Here is a 15,419-nt window from a genome sequence, read left to right as displayed (position 1 = left end):
CGATTTACGGCGCAACCCGTTGTCGGCTCGGAAGAAATCAAAGGCTGGGCCATGTCGGATAGCTATATTATTGAAATCGGTTCGCAGCAGGCCGGGATCATCGTGCGCGCTCCCGGCGGCTACCGGTTTTTCGCCGCCTCACGGCGCTTTTACCGCCTCGAAGGCCAGATATTCCGCAATGCACGCGAGGCCGAACGCGCCGCCCGCCGGCTCGTCCGGGGGATGGCGCTGGCGGCATAACCGCCAGCGCGGGTCGTCGTCGGTCAGAGCTTGGTCGCAGCGCGGGATAGTAGTTTCCAGTCGTTGCCCTGCTTCTGCCAGTTCATCAGGATGTGCAGGTTCTGCGGCGTCTTCTTGCCGTCGTTGAACTCCTGCTCGCCGACGAAGGTGAAGCGCACGATGGCGGAGGGGCCAACGACGCGGATCGTGGGATCCTTGTAGGCGAGCGAGGTCCACTTGTAGTTGGCCTTGGCGACGCCATCGAGAAGCGACGCCTTGGTGTCGACCTTTGCATTCGAGTGGCTATAGCTCAGATCGTCCGCGCAGAGTGAAGCCAGCCCTTCGGCGTTGCCGGCGGCCTGCGCCACGCGGAAAGCCTCGACGTTCTTGGTGACGGCGTCCTCGTCCGCACCGGCAAAGGCGGGGGTGATGCTCGTGAGGCCAAGGCCCAACCCAAGACCCAAACCGAGTGCGAGCACGGGCAAGCCGAACTGACGGCGATCGACGTTCATGATTTCCTCCAACAGTTTCTGGTTGTATCCCAGTGTTGCAGCCGCAAAACGCTTTGTCGAGTGGCCGTGCGCACGACGCGGCTCGCGGGTCCGGGGGCGGCCGCCTTAACCAGGATTGCTCGTTCCGCCCCTCAGCGGCCCTGGTGGCCCATCTCCCTCGTTGACCGCGGCTCCAATCAGCCGCACCATAACGGCAACTTTGTGCCCCAGGTCTATCGAGTTAAGGGTGCCGATCGTGGCCGGCCTGTCTCACCGCCAGACTGAAATTCTCAACATTGCCCGCGCCTTTGGCCGGGTGATGGTGGAAGACCTCGCCAAGCGGTTCGAGGTTTCGGCGCAGACCATCCGCAAGGACCTCAACGACCTCTGCGACCAGCGCTCGCTGACCCGCATCCATGGCGGCGCCATCATCGCGTCCGGCGTGGAGAACCTCGCCTATGAGGCCCGCCGCTTCGTGGCTGCGGAAGAGAAGCGGGCGATCGGCCTTGCGGCGGCGCAGCGGATTCCGAACGGCTGCTCGCTGTTCATCAACATCGGCACCACGACGGAAGAGGTCGCGAGCGCGCTGACCTCGCATGAGGATTTGCTCGTCATCACCAACAACCTCAACGTCGCGATGCTGCTCTACCGGCATCCGCGCATCGAGGTGATCGTGGCTGGCGGTGCGGTGCGCCGTGCCGACGGCGCGGTGATCGGCTCGACCGCGACCAGCCTGATCGGCCAGTTCAAGGTCGACTACGCCATCATCGGCGCATCCGCGATCGACGAGGAGGGCGCGCTGCTGGATTTCGACTATCGCGAGGTGCAGGCGGCGCAGGCGATCATCGCGAATGCCCGCAGCGTCATGCTGGTCGCGGATTCGACAAAACTCCGCCGCAGCGCGCCGGTGCGTATCGCCCATCTCGGCCAGATCCAGACCTTCGTGACCGATGCGCCGCTGCCCGCGGGCCTCGCCAATATCTGCCATCACCGCGGCATCGAGGTGGTCGAGGCGATGGAGAAACGGGCGAGCGATATCGACGATTCCAGCGGCGAGCCCGCTCCGGCTGTAGCTTCGCCACCCATTCGCATGCGCTAGTTTCGCGTCACTGAACGTCGTCGACGCTGCTTTTCACGATTTCCGCACCCCGTCATGCTGCACCATTGCCGGCGCTGCCCCTTGCTCGTGTCGATAGTAGACGTCGCAATCAGCGGCTCCGCATTTTCGGATTGTCTTGCGATCCTCGTCGATCAGCAGGGATTCGATCGCAAGCGCGCAGACATGCAGCGGAATTTCGAACCTCCGGTGCGAACGCCATCGGTAGTTGACCAATCCGTCTGAACGCGATTTGACCAACTCCCGCGCCGCATGGGCGGCCTGGATGGCAGCGCTCACCGCATCCAGGTCAGGCTGTCGTACCCGATGTCCGGAAGCTGTCGCTGCCAGCAGGTCGTGAAGGTGTTCGCGAAGGCGGCGTGCTCGTTTGACGATGCGCGGGGCTCTCTACGGGCTTGCGGCCGTCAGTATCTGGTCGGGTTGGATTGTGGTCGCTCGCCTCGGGCTGAAGACCAGCCTCACGTCATGGGACATCGCAGCGCTTCGCTTTGGCGTCGCCGGCTTGCTGCTGATCCTGCCGGGCGTGTTCTGTATCGCCTTCGGTGCAGGCGGCGTCGTTGATTTCATGCAGAGCTTCGGGCACGCACTGTTTCTCGGATCTGCGCTGGCCTGGGCCTGCTACACCGTCGCAATGCGTCGCGTGCGCCTGGATTGCTTGCACGCCGCAGCCATTGCTGCCGTTGGCGCTCTGGTTCTCTACATGCCCGCCTATGTGTTGGTGGAGGGTGCGAAGATCGCTAACGCTCCGTTGGGCGATCTGGCGCTGCAGGCCTTCGTGCAGGGCGTCCTGACCGCGATCGCTTCGCTCGTCTTTTACGGACGCGCGGTCAGCATACTCGGCGCGTCGAGCGGCGCCGCTTTCGCCGCCTTGTCGCCCGCGATGACCGCGGTCATGGCCATTCCTGTTCTCGGTGAGTGGCCCTCGGCGACGGACTGGGTCGCCATCGCCAGTATTTCTGTCGGCGTCTACGTCGTGAGCGGCGGACCGTTGCCGCGACCGGTCACCCCGGACGCCGGATAAGTCGAAGCCGCCCGGCAATTGATCCCAGCTTTCGTTTCGCTTTCGACTTGCTTTCGTTTTTCGTTGTGTTTAACTCTCATTCGAAAGCGAAATCGCCGAAGCGAAGAGGCGACCGCCGGGGGATGCGTTTCGTTGGATAGGGTATTCGACCTCGCCATCATCGGAGGCGGCATCAACGGCTGCGGCATCGCGCGCGATGCGGCGGGCCGGGGCAACTCTGTTTTCCTATGTGAAATGAATGACTTGGCCAGTGGAACGTCGTCCTGGTCGACAAAGCTGGTGCACGGCGGGCTGCGCTATCTCGAATATTACGAGTTTCGGCTGGTCCGCGAGGCGCTGATCGAACGCGAAGTCCTCTGGCAGATCGCGCCCCACATCATCAGGCCGCTGCGTTTCGTTTTGCCACATCACGCTGGCTTGCGGCCGGCCTGGCTGCTCCGGCTCGGGCTGTTCCTCTACGATCACATCGGCGGCCGGCACCTGCTGCCACCGACGCGCTCGGTCGACCTGGTCCATGACGAGGTGGGCAAGCCCTTGATCGCCAACCGCTACAAGCGCGGTTTCGAATATTCCGACTGCTTCGTCGACGACGCGCGCCTTGTCGTGCTGACCGCGCGGGATGCCGCCGACCGCGGCGCCGAAATTCGCACCCGCTCGCGCGCGGTCGAGATCGGGCAGGTCAACGGCGTCTGGCACGTCACCGTCGAGAACACGATCAGCGGCGCGCGCACGACCATTCAGGCCCGCGCGCTGGTCAATGCCGGCGGTCCCTGGGTCGAGCAGGTGTTGTCGGCAGGTTCCGGCGTCAACGCGCGCGCCAAGGTGCGGCTGGTGCAGGGCTCGCACATCGTGGTGCGCAAGCTCTACGAGCACGACCGCGCCTACATGTTCCAGAACGCCGATGGCCGCATCATCTTCGTCATTCCCTATCAGGACGATTTCACCCTGATCGGCACCACCGATCGCGACTACGATGGCGACCCGGCCAAGGTGAAGGCCTCCGACGAGGAGATCCAGTACCTCTGCGCGTCCGCCAGCGAATATCTGAAGAAGCCGGTGCTGCCCAGGGACGTGGTCTGGACCTATTCCGGCGTGCGGCCGCTGTATGACGATGGCGCCAGTGAAGCCAAGGCGGCGACCCGCGATTACGTCTTCGAGCTCGATACGCCCGGTGGCGCGCCGCTGTTGTCGATCTATGGCGGCAAGATCACGACCTATCGCCGCCTGTCGGAAGAAGCGCTGGAGCGGCTCGCGCCTTATCTGCACAGCGCAAAAGAGAAAGAGGGCTGGACCGGCAAGGCTCCGCTGCCCGGCGGCGACATGGACGTTTCGGCGGTCGCCGCGCTGGCGGCGGAACTGACGCGGAAATATCCGTTCCTCAGCCCGGCGCACGCCGGCCGGCTGGCACATGCCTATGGCACGCGTGCGACAAAATTGCTCGGCAATGCGAAATCATCTGATGATCTTGGGCAGTCGTTTGGCGCTACCCTGACCGAGAGCGAGGTCCAGTACCTGATGTCGAACGAATGGGCCTGCACCGCCGAAGACGTGGTGTGGCGAAGATCCAAGCTCGGTTTGCGGCTGTCCAAGGATGAGATCGCCGTGCTGGATGAATGGATCAATGCTCATCGTGCCTCCGGTGAACGTCCCTTGCGTGAAGCGGGAGGACGGCCATGAGCGTCACGCTCGAACATGTCACACGAACGGTGGACGGCATCCCGACCATCCGCGACGTCTCGCTGACGCTCGAACGCGGCACGCTGAGCGTGCTGCTCGGGCCGACGCTGTCAGGCAAGACCTCGATCATGCGACTGCTCGCCGGGCTCGACAAGCCCGGCACCGGCCGCGTGCTGGTCGACGGCAAGGACGTCACCGGCGCCGACGTGCGGCAGCGCTCGGTCGCGATGGTCTATCAGCAGTTCATCAATTATCCCTCGTTCACGGTCTATGAGAACATTGCCTCGCCGCTGCGCGTGCAGGGCAGGCCGCGCGAGGAGATCGATCGCCGCGTGCAGGAAGCCGCCAGGCTCTTGCGGCTCGAGCCGTATCTGAAGCGCACCCCGCTGCAGCTTTCCGGTGGACAGCAGCAACGAACCGCGATCGCGCGCGCGCTGGTCAAGGGCGCCGACCTCGTGCTGCTTGACGAGCCGCTCGCCAATCTCGACTACAAGCTGCGCGAGGAACTGCGCACCGAATTGCCGCGCATTTTCGAGGCGTCGGGCGCGATCTTCGTCTATGCGACGACCGAGCCGTCCGAGGCGTTGCTGCTCGGCGGCAACACGCTGTGCATGTGGGAAGGCCAGGTTCTGCAGGTCGGCGATACCTCAAAAGTCTATCGCCAGCCCGATACGCTGCGGGTGGCGCAGGTGTTCTCCGATCCGCCGCTCAACACCATCGGCATCGAGAAGAAGAACGGCTTCGTGCAATATGCCGGCGGCATAAAGGCGCCGGCCACCGGCCTCTACGCATCGCTCGCCGACGGCGCCTACCGCGTCGGCTTCCGCGCCCATCAGCTCGAAGTGGCCAACGGCATTGCCGGGCGCCACGCGTTCCACGCCACCGTCACGGTGACCGAGATCACCGGCTCGGAAAGCTTCGTGCATCTCAATCGAGATTCGTCCAATTGGGTGGCCGTGCTGCAGGGCGTGCATGAATACGAGCCGGGCCAGACGCTTGATGCGGTGCTGGATCCCGACAATCTTTTCGTGTTCGACGCCGCCGACCGCCTGGTCGCCGCGCCGGGCAGGGCGTTTTCAAGCGAAGCTAATCGCGCTGCGCGGGAAGAAAACGCGTCACGAAGCAAAAGCGCGTGAGGGGGATGCGACATGGCCCGCATTGACCTCGTCGATCTCGCGCACTCCTACGGCGGCAATGACGCGCCGCCGGAATCCTTTGCGCTGAAGCCGGTGACGATGACCTGGCGGCAGGGCGGCGCCTACGCACTGCTCGGCCCCTCCGGCTGCGGCAAGACCACGCTGCTGAACCTGATCTCCGGCATCGTCACGCCGTCGCGCGGCAAGATCCTGTTCGACGGATCAGACATCACGCCGCTGTCAACCCAGAAGCGCAATATCGCGCAGGTGTTCCAGTTTCCGGTGATCTACGACACCATGACGGTCGGGCAAAATCTCGCATTTCCGCTGCAGAACCGCGGCGTGCCGAAGGCCGAGGTCGAGGCGCGGGTGAGGCAGATCGCCGATCTGCTCGACCTCACCTTCTATCTCGACCGAAAGGCAACGCGGCTGACCGCCGATGCCAAGCAGAAGATCTCGCTCGGCCGCGGCCTCGTCCGCTCCGATGTTGCGGCAGTTCTGTTCGACGAGCCGCTGACGGTGATCGATCCCGAACTCAAGTGGCAGCTGCGCTCGAAGCTGAAGGCGTTGCACCGCGAACTCGATCTCACGATGATCTACGTCACCCACGACCAGACCGAGGCGCTGACCTTTGCCGATACGGTGGTCGTCATGCATGACGGCCGCGTCGTGCAGAGCGGCACGCCGGCCGAATTGTTCGAGAAGCCGGAGCATACTTTCGTCGGCTATTTCATCGGTTCGCCCGGCATGAACATCGTGCCGGCCGCGGTGAGCGGGCACGAGGCTCGAATCGATGGTCACGTCATCGGCCTGCACCGGAACTACGGCGTGCTGCCGGCGGGTGCGAAGATCGAGATCGGCGTGCGGCCGGAATTCGTCAATGTCGCCGCGCCGGCATCCGGTCTGCTGTCGGCATCCATCGAGCGCATCGACGATCTCGGCCGCGTCCGCTTTGCTCGCGTTCGCGTCGGCGACGCCAAATTCGCCGCGCGCGTGCCGGCGGGGTTCTCCGTGCCGGACAATACGGTCGGGCTCGTATTCGATCCCGCGCATGTCCACGTCTATGCCGACAGCCGTCTGGTCGAGGGGGTTGCCTGATGGACAAGACCGTCAATCAAAAGGCCTGGTTCCTGGTGCTGCCGGTTTTCGCGGTGGTCGCGTTCTCCGCGATCCTGCCGATGATGACGGTGGTGAACTATTCGATGCAGGATACGTTCGGCAACAACCAGTTTTTCTGGAACGGCGTCGGCTGGTTCAAGGAGCTGCTCGATCCCTCGACCGATCTCGGCGGCCGTTTCCTGGCCTCGCTCGGCCGCAACCTGCTGTTCTCCGCGATCATCCTGGCGATCGAAGTGCCGCTCGGCATCGTGGTGGCGCTGTCGATGCCGCGCGAAGGCTGGAGCGTCGCCGCCTGCCTCGTCATCCTGGCGCTGCCGCTCTTGATTCCCTGGAACGTGGTCGGAACGATCTGGCAGATCTTCGGCCGGCCCGACATCGGCCTGCTCGGCTATACGCTCAACAGTCTCGGCATCGACTACAACTACGTCTCCAACGAGTTCGACGCCTGGGCCACCGTGATCGTGATGGACGTCTGGCACTGGACCAGCCTCGTCGCGCTGCTGTGCTATGCCGGGCTGAAGTCGATCCCCGACGCCTATTACCAGGCGGCGCAGATCGACGGCGCTTCGCGCTGGGCGGTGTTCAAGGCAATCCAGTTGCCGAAGATGAACCGCGTGCTGCTGATCGCGGTGCTGCTGCGCTTCATGGACAGCTTCATGATCTACACCGAGCCGTTCGTCGTGACCGGCGGCGGTCCCGGCAATTCGACCACCTTCGTCTCGATCGAGCTGGTCAAGATCGCGCTCGGCCAGTTCGACCTTGGCAAGGCCGCGGCACTGTCGCTGGTCTACAACCTGATCATCCTGATCGTGTGCTGGATCTTCTACACCGTCATGACCAATGCCGGGGCCGATCGTCCTGAAAAGCAGGGAGGTGCGTGATGAACACGATCCCCGGCCGCCGCATCATCATCGTGGTGTTCCTGATCTTCCTGCTGTTGCCGATCTACTGGCTCGTCAACATGAGCTTCAAGACCAACAACGAGATCGTCACGACGATGACGCTGTGGCCGCACCAGCCGACGCTGGAAAACTACAAGCGCATCTTCACCGATGAGAGCTGGTATTCCGGCTACATCAACTCGCTGAAATACGTCGTCATCAACACCGTGATCTCGATCGCGGTGGCGCTGCCGGCGGCCTACGGCTTCTCGCGTTATCGCTTCCTCGGCGACAAGCATCTGTTCTTCTGGCTGCTGTCGAACCGGATGGCGCCGGCGGCGGTGTTCGCGCTGCCATTCTTCAATCTCTATTCGGCGATCAATCTGTTCGACACGCCATGGGCGGTCGCGCTGGCGCACTGCATCTTCAACGTGCCGTTGGCGGTCTGGATCCTCGAAGGCTTCGTCTCGGGCGTGCCGCGCGAGATCGACGAGACCGCGTTCCTCGACGGCTATTCGTTCCCGCGCTTCTTCGTGAAGATCCTGGTGCCGCTGATCGCAAGCGGCATCGGCGTCGCCGCGTTCTTCTGCTTCATGTTCTCCTGGGTGGAACTGCTGCTGGCGCGCACGCTGACGTCGGTCAACGCCAAACCGATCTCGGCGATCATGACGCGCACGGTCTCGGCCGCCGGCATGGACTGGGGCCTGCTCGCCGCCGCCGGCGTGCTCACCATCATCCCCGGCGCGCTGGTGATCTGGTTCGTCCGCAACTACATCGCGCGCGGCTTCGCGCTGGGCAGGGTATGAGCATGATCCCGAAAAGTGGACACCGGTTTTCGGACAAGATCATGCTCGAAAGAGGGGCGTAAGCCCATGGAAAACATTGCATGGATGGCCTGGACGCTGCCGACGGCGATCTTCTTCGTGATGCTGGCGCTCACTTTGGGCGTGATGACATGGCTTGCCGCCGTCTATCCGGAGGCCGAGCGCGTCGGCGTGCTGCGCATTCCGACCACGCGCGGCGACCGCTTGTTCATTTCGCTGGTGCTGGCAGCCGTCATTCACTTGCTGTGGATTGCCTTTGTCGGCACCGATCCGATCGCCACGCTGCCGATCGGGGAGGGCGTCGAAATATCGAGCCTGTGGCTCGCAACCCTGATTTCGCTCATCTCGGCCGTTGCGATTTTCCGCACGGTCTGACGAGCGAAGAAGACAGATCCGGGATCAACCCGGGCCTGAATGAGTGTCTATCGCTGCAACCGGAGGAACCAACATGCGACGCTTGAGAGGAAAGAATGGTCCGTTGACCAGGGAGAGCTTTCTGACGATGACCAGCGCGGCCGCGCTGATCGCCGCTTCCGTGACCGTCGCCGCGCCCGCCCGCGCGGACGACGCCGTCAACCAACGCTGGATCGACAGCGAATTCCAGCCCTCGACGCTGTCGAAGGCCGACCAACTGAAGGAGCTGCAGTGGTTCGAAAAGGCCGCCGCCCCCTTCAAGGGCATGGACATCAATGTCGTCTCCGAGACGATCACGACGCACGAATATGAATCGCGCACGCTGGCGAAAGCCTTCACCGAGATCACGGGGATCAAGGTCAAGCACGACCTGATCCAGGAGGGCGACGTCGTCGAAAAGCTGCAGACCCAGATGCAGTCCGGCAAGAACGTCTATGACGGCTGGATCAACGATTCCGACCTGATCGGCACCCACTTCCGCTACGGCCAGACCGTGATCCTGTCGGACTACATGACCGGCGAGGGCAAGGACGTCACCAATCCGCAGCTCGACGTCAACGACTTCATCGGCAAGTCCTTCACCACGGGACCGGACGGCAAGCTCTACCAGCTTCCCGACCAGCAGTTCGCGAACCTCTACTGGTTCCGCTACGACTGGTTCACCAATCCCGAGTACAAGGCCAAGTTCAAGGCCAAGTACGGCTACGATCTCGGCGTGCCCGTGAACTGGTCGGCCTATGAAGACATCGCCGAGTTCTTCACCAACGACATCAAGGAGATCAACGGCGTCAAGGTCTATGGCCACATGGACTATGGCAAGAAGGATCCCTCGCTCGGCTGGCGGTTCACCGACGCCTGGCTGTCGATGGCCGGCAACGGCGACAAGGGCATCCCGAACGGCCTGCCGGTCGACGAATGGGGCATCCGCATGGAAGGCTGCCGTCCGGTCGGCTCGTCGGTCGAACGCGGTGGCGACACCAACGGTCCGGCGGCGGTCTATTCGATCACCAAGTACCTCGAGTGGATGAAGAAATACGCCCCGCCGCAGGCCCAGGGCATGACCTTCTCCGAAGCAGGCCCGGTGCCGGCGCAGGGCAACATCGCCCAGCAGATCTTCTGGTACACCGCCTTCACCGCCGACATGGTGAAGCCCGGCATCGCGGTCGTGAACGCGGACGGTACGCCGAAATGGCGCATGGCGCCGTCGCCGCACGGCTCGTACTGGAAAGAGGGCATGAAGCTCGGCTACCAGGACGCCGGCTCGGCGACGCTGCTGAAGTCGACGCCGGCCGATCGCCGCAAGGCGGCCTGGCTCTATCTGCAGTTCATCAACTCCAAGACGGTGTCTCTGAAGAAGAGCCATGTCGGCCTCACCTTCGTGCGTGAATCCGACATCTGGGATAAGTCATTTACTGAACGTGCGCCGAAGCTCGGCGGCCTGATCGAGTTCTACCGCTCGCCCGCGCGCGTGCAGTGGACCCCGACCGGCAACAACGTGCCTGACTATCCGAAGCTCGCGCAATTGTGGTGGCAGAACATCGGCGATGCGTCGTCCGGTGCGAAGACGCCGCAAGCCGCGATGGATGCGCTGGCCGCGGCGCAGGACTCCGTGCTCGAACGTCTCGAGAAGAGCGGCGTGCAGGGCGCCTGCGGGCCGAAGCTGAACAAGAAGGAGACCGCCGAGTTCTGGTTCGCCAAGTCCGCGAAGGACGGCCACGTTGCTCCGCAGCGCAAGCTGGCGAACGAGAAGCCGAAGGGCGAAACCGTCGACTACGACACGCTGGTGAAGTCGTGGCCGGCAACCCCGCCGAAGCGGGCTGAGGCGAAGTGAATTTCGCAAGTCGCGAGTGATGCAAAAAGACAGAGGCCGGGAGCGATCCCGGCCTTTTCCTTCGGGGGCGGAGCGTCGCGCCGTTACTCCGCCGCCTGCGCGGCGCCGAGTGTCGGGTAGTCCGTATAGCCCTTGGCGTCGCCGCCATAGAAGGTGTTCTTGTCCCATTCGTTCAGCGGCGCGCCCTTCTTCAAGCGATCGACGAGGTCGGGGTTGGAGATGAACGGCTTGCCGAAGGCGATGAGATCGGCGGCGCCGGCGTCGAGCACCCTGGTCGCGAGATCGAAATCGTAGCCGTTGTTCGCGACATAGGCGCCGTCGAAGCGCTTGCGCAAGGACCCATAGTCGAACGGCGCGTTGTCGCGCGGGCCGCCGGTGGCGCCCTCGACGACGTGGATGTAGGTCAGATCCAGCGCGTTGAGCCCGTCCACGATGTGGTCGAACAGCGGTTGCGGATTGCTGTCGGAAACATCGTTGGCCGGCGTCACCGGCGAGATGCGGATGCCGGTGCGCTCGGCGCCTGCGACCGCGGCCACCGCCTTGGAGACTTCCAGCATCAGCCGGGCGCGGTTCTCGATCGAGCCGCCGTAGACATCGGTGCGCTTGTTGGCTCCGTCTTTCGCGAACTGGTCGAGCAGATAGCCGTTGGCGCCGTGGATCTCGACGCCGTCGAAACCGGCGGCCAGCGCGTTCTCGGTGCCGCGCTTGAAATCGTCGATGATCCCTGGAATCTCCGAAAGCTCCAGCGCGCGCGGCTCGGAGATCTCGGTGAAGGTGCCGTTGACGAAGGTCTTGCCTTTGGCGCGGAGCGCGCTCGGTCCGACCGGCTTGCCGCCGCCGGGCTGCAGCGAAACATGCGAGATGCGGCCGACATGCCAGATCTGGATGAAGATGCGGCCGCCTTTTTCGTGCACGCGGTCCGTGACCTTGCGCCAGCCCGCGACCTGCTCCTTCGAATAGATGCCGGGGGTGTCCTGGTAGCCCTGGCCCTGCTGCGAGACCTGGCTGGCTTCGGTGATCAACAGGCCGGCGGAGGCGCGCTGGCCGTAATAGTCGACCGCGAGCGGACTCGGCACCATGCCGGGGGGCACCGCGCGGTTGCGCGTCAGCGGCGCCATCACGAGGCGATTGGGCAGCGTGATTGGGCCGAGCTTGAAGGGCTCGAACAGTTTGGTCTGGCTCATGTCAGGGGGTTCCGGGTGAATATCGATACCACGAGAGTTGGGCATCGCAGCCATTTACGCAATGGCCGAGCCATTCGGCTTGCGCAGACGTGCTGCGCATGGTTCCGGCTTTGTTGCGGGATCGTGCCGGGCCCGGGCACGCCGGCGTAGGATGACCCGCTCGAAATCGGGTGCGGCGCAGAACGGGCCTTCTTCCGTACGCTGCCCTGACGTTCCAAATCGCGCTGCGGAAGCCCGTCTGGCCGCTATCGCACCGGATCGACCGGCCGACGCGTCAGGCACGATCACATTGCGGCGATGGAGCCTCTCTCGCCGACGACGCCCACGGACCCCTGCGCCGCGGCGCCCATTCGCCTGGTGTCGAGCTCGACGGCGAGCCCCACGATATCCACCTGCATCAGCTCGAAGGTCAGGCATTCGCAACCGATCGAGCGAAACACCTGGCTGGCGGCCTTCTGGACGCTGTTGCCGAAGGTCTGGTGGTCCATCTGGATCTCGAGGCGCGGGATGCGGCTGCACATCGCCTTGACCACGGATTGCAGGCGCATGCAGACCTCGTTGCGATAGTTCTGCGTGCTCTCGAACGAGGCGCGCGGATCGACGATCTGGGTGCGCACGACATAGACGAGGTTGAGGGCGAAGCGGTCGGCGGAGACGGCGCCTTGCGAAAACTTGAAAACTTCGGGGCGCAGGTCGATCCGCGTGATCTGCCGGCCGCCGGCCCTGATCCGGTGCAGGCCGGCGCCGAGGGCCTTTTCAAAACGGCCGTTGCGGTAGAGCAACAGGGTCTCGAATTGCTGCACGCAGATACGGTCGAACCCGACCAGCGCCATCAGGCCCCTCCGCAGCAGCGTCGAAATCCAGGCCCAGACGCCGGCGATAACGGCGATAACGATCAAAGTGAATGCGATCGAACCAAGAAGCTCACCCACGTTAATCCCTCCCGCGCCACGATTCTTGTTCTTGTTGGCGACGCCGCAATTCCGATTCTTCCCCTGATACTTCTCTTGGCGTTTCCTGCGTCGAAAATAAGTCATCGCAGCTTCAATCGGAGCGATTGAACAGAAAAAAGCCGGTTCGGCACGGTCATTTGAATTTCAAATGGACGGATTGTGACGTCGGATTGAGAAGCATGTTTGTTCGCCAATGGCGAGTGGATAACATGTCGCCAGGCTTGACAGTTCATCGAGTCCGCCTCGGACTTGGTCCCGTCATTGCGCGCGCAGCGCAGCCAGACCTCATCCTGTGGAGCCGCGCAGCGGCGTCTCGAAGGATGAATGGCACCAGCGGGGCCACATGGTTCGAGACGGCGCTACGCGCCTCCTCACCATGAGGTCTCAATTGGCGCGCAGATAGCGAGGTGGGCACGCTTCCGCCTTCGCTCTTCGAGCTACGGCGGACAAGTCGCTTTGCCCATCCTTCGAACCGCCATCATTCAGCTAGCTGTGCCGCGGCACGTCGGCGCCATCCGTCCCGTACTGCCGTATCTTGTTGCGCATCGTGCGCACCGAAAGCCCTAGCAGGCGCGCAGCGTGGGTGCGATTGCCGTGGCAACTCGCCAGCGTCTGCAGCACGAGTTCGCGCTCGATCGCCTCGACGGTCAGGCCGATCAGCAGTGGCACGATCTGATGGGGTGAGGGCGTCTGCGAAACCGACTGCGGCATCGCGGGCATGGGGACACAGTCCATGCCAAGGTACAGGTCACTATACTCCCGGGGCATCTACACCTCCCGATCGACGCTTGCTCCGGAACGCGGAGCAGAAACATCAGGAATCACATTCCCCCAAACCGCGGCGAGCGTGGGCGCGAATGGTTAATGGGAGGTTAATGAGCACGGGGAAGTACCGGGCAGAGCGCCCCGGATGTCGCTGCGCTCATCCGAGCTATTTACTATTCGCTACTCGCTACCTTGCCGGCTCCTTCTTCCGTTCTTCAACCACCTCCGCTTCCGCCGGCTTGCCCGAGCGCACCATCAGGAACGTCCCCGAGGCGGTCGTGCCCGGCAGCTTCCAGCGGCCGTCGATCTCGGTGGCGTCGGCATTGACCGTGCCCTCATAGGTCACGGTGTCGTAGCCGTGGCCGGGTGGTTCGTAACGCTTGATGAACGAGACGGCGCTGCCGGAGCGATGGCCTGTGATCGAAGCGTTGTGGGTGCCCATGGGGCATCCGGGCATCGTGCAGGGTTCGGTCACGTTGCCTCCGAGCGCGCCGCCTGATTCGATGAGCGTCGCCAGGAACGTCACCATTCCAACCTGCGACTGAATGAAGGTACCGTCCCAGACCCCGGTCAGGCTGTTGTCGGGCATTGCGGTCCTGATGAGTAAGCCGTCGTCATGAGCCGTCAGTCTCCTTCAGCTTCTTCGCATCGAGATGCGCGCTCGATTCGTCTTCTTGAACCGCTGCGACAGAGTATTCGTTCCAATCTCAGGGATATCCATCCGGCAAACTCCGGGTTGCACATCAATCGACTTCCCGATGCGGTGCATAAAAAGACCGGGCGTATCGCCCGGTCATTGCTTGTCGGATGGATGCCCGGGTCAAGGCCGAGCATGAAATGCAGAGCGCCGGGAGCTTCTCACAGCACCCGGTTGCTCTCCTTCACCTTCTCGGCATCGAGATACACGCTGCTTCCCATTTCCTTGAACTTCTGGCTCATCGCCGCCATCCCGTCCTCGATGGTGCCGCTCACCGACATGCCAATGCTTGCCGGGTCATTCAGCGTCGCCGCGTAATCGCGCACGTCCTGCGTGATCTTCATCGAGCAGAACTTTGGACCGCACATCGAGCAGAAGTGCGCGACCTTGTGGGCTTCCTTCGGCAGCGTCTCGTCGTGGAAGCTCTTGGCGGTGTCGGGATCGAGGCCGAGGTTGAACTGGTCGGTCCAGCGGAAGTCGAAGCGGGCGCGGGACAGCGCGTCGTCGCGCAGTTGCGCGGCGGGGTGGCCCTTGGCGAGATCGCTGGCGTGCGCCGCGATCTTGTAGGTGATGACGCCGACCTTGACGTCGTTGCGGTCGGGCAGGCCGAGATGCTCCTTCGGCGTGACGTAGCAGAGCATGGCGCAGCCGAACCAGCCGATCATGGCGGCGCCGATGCCCGAGGTGATGTGGTCGTAGCCCGGCGCGATGTCGGTGGTCAGCGGCCCAAGCGTATAGAACGGGGCTTCGCCGCACTCCTTGAGCTGCTTGTCCATGTTGATCTTGATCTTGTGCATCGGCACATGGCCGGGGCCTTCGATCATCACCTGGCAGCCCTTGTCCCATGCGATTTTTGTCAATTCGCCGAGGGTTTCGAGCTCCGCGAACTGCGCGCGGTCGTTGGCGTCCGCGATCGAGCCGGGACGCAGGCCGTCGCCGAGCGAGAACGAGACGTCATACTTGCGCATGAGGTCGCAGATCTCGTCGAAGCGGGCGTAGAGGAAGCTCTCCTTGTGATGCGCCAGGCACCACTTGGCCATGATCGAGCCGCCGCGCGAGACGATGCCGGTGACGCGGTTGGCGGTGAGGT

17 protein-coding genes and 1 pseudogene are annotated in these 15,419 nt (G+C 63.4%); 10 read left to right on the top strand and 8 right to left on the bottom strand.

Annotated elements, in window-relative coordinates; translation table 11 throughout:
* The first annotated feature begins 51 nt into the window (after positions 1–51).
* Complete coding sequence (locus tag V7E26_RS01735) at positions 52–240, top strand: hypothetical protein (RefSeq protein ID WP_324412829.1); 189 nt, start codon at positions 52–54, stop codon at positions 238–240.
* A gap of 23 nt (positions 241–263) precedes the next feature.
* On the opposite strand, the gene V7E26_RS01730 is transcribed toward V7E26_RS01735, so the two are convergent.
* Entirely contained in the window at positions 264–731 is a 468-nt protein-coding gene (locus V7E26_RS01730) for a nuclear transport factor 2 family protein (protein ID WP_324412827.1), read from the bottom strand.
* Between the two features lie 235 nt (positions 732–966).
* Here V7E26_RS01730 and V7E26_RS01725 point away from each other — a divergent pair, with 235 nt between their 5' ends.
* Positions 967–1,809, top strand: a complete 843-nt coding sequence (locus V7E26_RS01725) for a DeoR/GlpR family DNA-binding transcription regulator (protein ID WP_324412824.1) — start codon at positions 967–969, stop codon at positions 1,807–1,809.
* Here V7E26_RS01725 and V7E26_RS29975 read toward each other — a convergent pair.
* Positions 1,806–1,904, bottom strand: a complete 99-nt coding sequence (locus V7E26_RS29975) for a CGNR zinc finger domain-containing protein (RefSeq protein WP_442893343.1) — start codon at positions 1,902–1,904, stop codon at positions 1,806–1,808. The genes V7E26_RS01725 and V7E26_RS29975 overlap by 4 nt on opposite strands.
* A gap of 70 nt (positions 1,905–1,974) precedes the next feature.
* A pseudogene (locus V7E26_RS29970) lies at positions 1,975–2,202 on the bottom strand (ABATE domain-containing protein); the annotation flags it as partial.
* Between V7E26_RS29970 and V7E26_RS01715 the strand changes: the two are divergent.
* The 8 genes from V7E26_RS01715 (at position 2,201) to V7E26_RS01680 (ending at position 10,730) form a co-directional block, all read left to right on the top strand.
* Entirely contained in the window at positions 2,201–2,848 is a 648-nt protein-coding gene (locus V7E26_RS01715; protein WP_324412822.1) for an EamA family transporter, read from the top strand. The pseudogene V7E26_RS29970 and the gene V7E26_RS01715 sit on opposite strands and share 2 nt — an antisense overlap.
* Positions 2,849–2,980: 132 nt before the next feature.
* Complete coding sequence (gene glpD / locus V7E26_RS01710) at positions 2,981–4,525, top strand: glycerol-3-phosphate dehydrogenase (RefSeq protein WP_324412820.1); 1,545 nt, start codon at positions 2,981–2,983, stop codon at positions 4,523–4,525.
* Positions 4,522–5,661, top strand: a complete 1,140-nt coding sequence (locus V7E26_RS01705) for an ABC transporter ATP-binding protein (RefSeq protein ID WP_324412819.1) — start codon at positions 4,522–4,524, stop codon at positions 5,659–5,661. Before glpD ends, V7E26_RS01705 begins: the two co-directional genes overlap by 4 nt.
* A gap of 12 nt (positions 5,662–5,673) precedes the next feature.
* On the top strand, positions 5,674–6,759 hold the full coding sequence (locus V7E26_RS01700; RefSeq protein WP_324412817.1) for an ABC transporter ATP-binding protein: 1,086 nt from the start codon (positions 5,674–5,676) through the stop codon (positions 6,757–6,759).
* Positions 6,759–7,661, top strand: coding sequence for a carbohydrate ABC transporter permease (locus tag V7E26_RS01695; protein WP_324412815.1), 903 nt, complete (start codon positions 6,759–6,761; stop codon positions 7,659–7,661). The genes V7E26_RS01700 and V7E26_RS01695 overlap by 1 nt, the downstream gene beginning before the upstream one ends.
* On the top strand, positions 7,661–8,467 hold the full coding sequence (locus tag V7E26_RS01690; protein ID WP_324412812.1) for a carbohydrate ABC transporter permease: 807 nt from the start codon (positions 7,661–7,663) through the stop codon (positions 8,465–8,467). The genes V7E26_RS01695 and V7E26_RS01690 overlap by 1 nt, the downstream gene beginning before the upstream one ends.
* A gap of 66 nt (positions 8,468–8,533) precedes the next feature.
* Positions 8,534–8,860: a DUF2160 domain-containing protein gene (locus tag V7E26_RS01685; protein ID WP_324412810.1), complete on the top strand. Its 327-nt coding sequence runs from the start codon at positions 8,534–8,536 to the stop codon at positions 8,858–8,860.
* Positions 8,861–8,987: 127 nt separating this feature from the next.
* Complete coding sequence (locus tag V7E26_RS01680; protein WP_324413072.1) at positions 8,988–10,730, top strand: ABC transporter substrate-binding protein; 1,743 nt, start codon at positions 8,988–8,990, stop codon at positions 10,728–10,730.
* A gap of 83 nt (positions 10,731–10,813) precedes the next feature.
* Here the strand turns inward: V7E26_RS01680 and V7E26_RS01675 are convergent, their stop codons facing one another.
* The 5 genes from V7E26_RS01675 to V7E26_RS01655 form a co-directional block, all read right to left on the bottom strand.
* Positions 10,814–11,914 (bottom strand): alkene reductase, encoded by a 1,101-nt coding sequence (locus tag V7E26_RS01675; protein ID WP_324412808.1) that lies wholly within the window; start codon positions 11,912–11,914, stop codon positions 10,814–10,816.
* A 284-nt stretch (positions 11,915–12,198) separates the two neighbouring features.
* A complete protein-coding gene (locus V7E26_RS01670; protein ID WP_324412806.1) occupies positions 12,199–12,846 on the bottom strand; it encodes an SPFH domain-containing protein in 648 nt (215 codons plus the stop codon).
* Between the two features lie 507 nt (positions 12,847–13,353).
* Positions 13,354–13,587, bottom strand: a complete 234-nt coding sequence (locus tag V7E26_RS01665; RefSeq protein WP_324412803.1) for a helix-turn-helix domain-containing protein — start codon at positions 13,585–13,587, stop codon at positions 13,354–13,356.
* A 232-nt stretch (positions 13,588–13,819) separates the two neighbouring features.
* Entirely contained in the window at positions 13,820–14,221 is a 402-nt protein-coding gene (locus tag V7E26_RS01660) for a hypothetical protein (protein ID WP_324412801.1), read from the bottom strand.
* Positions 14,222–14,490: 269 nt separating this feature from the next.
* On the bottom strand, positions 14,491–15,419 hold a 929-nt coding region (locus V7E26_RS01655; RefSeq protein ID WP_324412798.1), incomplete at its 5' end, for a phosphomethylpyrimidine synthase ThiC.

This window comes from Bradyrhizobium sp., from assembly GCF_036735945.1.
Lineage (GTDB): Bacteria > Pseudomonadota > Alphaproteobacteria > Rhizobiales > Xanthobacteraceae > Bradyrhizobium.
Note: the sequence above shows the minus strand (reverse complement) of the source record. Positions and strands in the feature narration are given on the sequence as shown.

Excerpts from the sequence above, each read along its gene's own strand:
- V7E26_RS01685 (WP_324412810.1), top strand. The coding sequence starts at position 8,534 with ATGGAAAACATTGCATGGATGGCCTGGACGCTGCCGACGGCGATCTTC.
- V7E26_RS01695 (WP_324412815.1), top strand. The coding sequence starts at position 6,759 with ATGGACAAGACCGTCAATCAAAAGGCCTGGTTCCTGGTGCTGCCGGTT.
- V7E26_RS01665 (WP_324412803.1), bottom strand. The coding sequence starts at position 13,587 with ATGCCCGCGATGCCGCAGTCGGTTTCGCAGACGCCCTCACCCCATCAG.
- V7E26_RS01715 (WP_324412822.1), top strand. The coding sequence starts at position 2,201 with ATGCGCGGGGCTCTCTACGGGCTTGCGGCCGTCAGTATCTGGTCGGGT.
- V7E26_RS01735 (WP_324412829.1), top strand. The coding sequence starts at position 52 with ATGTCGGATAGCTATATTATTGAAATCGGTTCGCAGCAGGCCGGGATC.
- V7E26_RS01730 (WP_324412827.1), bottom strand. The coding sequence starts at position 731 with ATGAACGTCGATCGCCGTCAGTTCGGCTTGCCCGTGCTCGCACTCGGT.
- V7E26_RS01675 (WP_324412808.1), bottom strand. The coding sequence starts at position 11,914 with ATGAGCCAGACCAAACTGTTCGAGCCCTTCAAGCTCGGCCCAATCACG.
- V7E26_RS01680 (WP_324413072.1), top strand. The coding sequence starts at position 8,988 with ATGACCAGCGCGGCCGCGCTGATCGCCGCTTCCGTGACCGTCGCCGCG.
- V7E26_RS01690 (WP_324412812.1), top strand. The coding sequence starts at position 7,661 with ATGAACACGATCCCCGGCCGCCGCATCATCATCGTGGTGTTCCTGATC.
- V7E26_RS01700 (WP_324412817.1), top strand. The coding sequence starts at position 5,674 with ATGGCCCGCATTGACCTCGTCGATCTCGCGCACTCCTACGGCGGCAAT.
- V7E26_RS01660 (WP_324412801.1), bottom strand. The coding sequence starts at position 14,221 with ATGCCCGACAACAGCCTGACCGGGGTCTGGGACGGTACCTTCATTCAG.
- V7E26_RS01705 (WP_324412819.1), top strand. The coding sequence starts at position 4,522 with ATGAGCGTCACGCTCGAACATGTCACACGAACGGTGGACGGCATCCCG.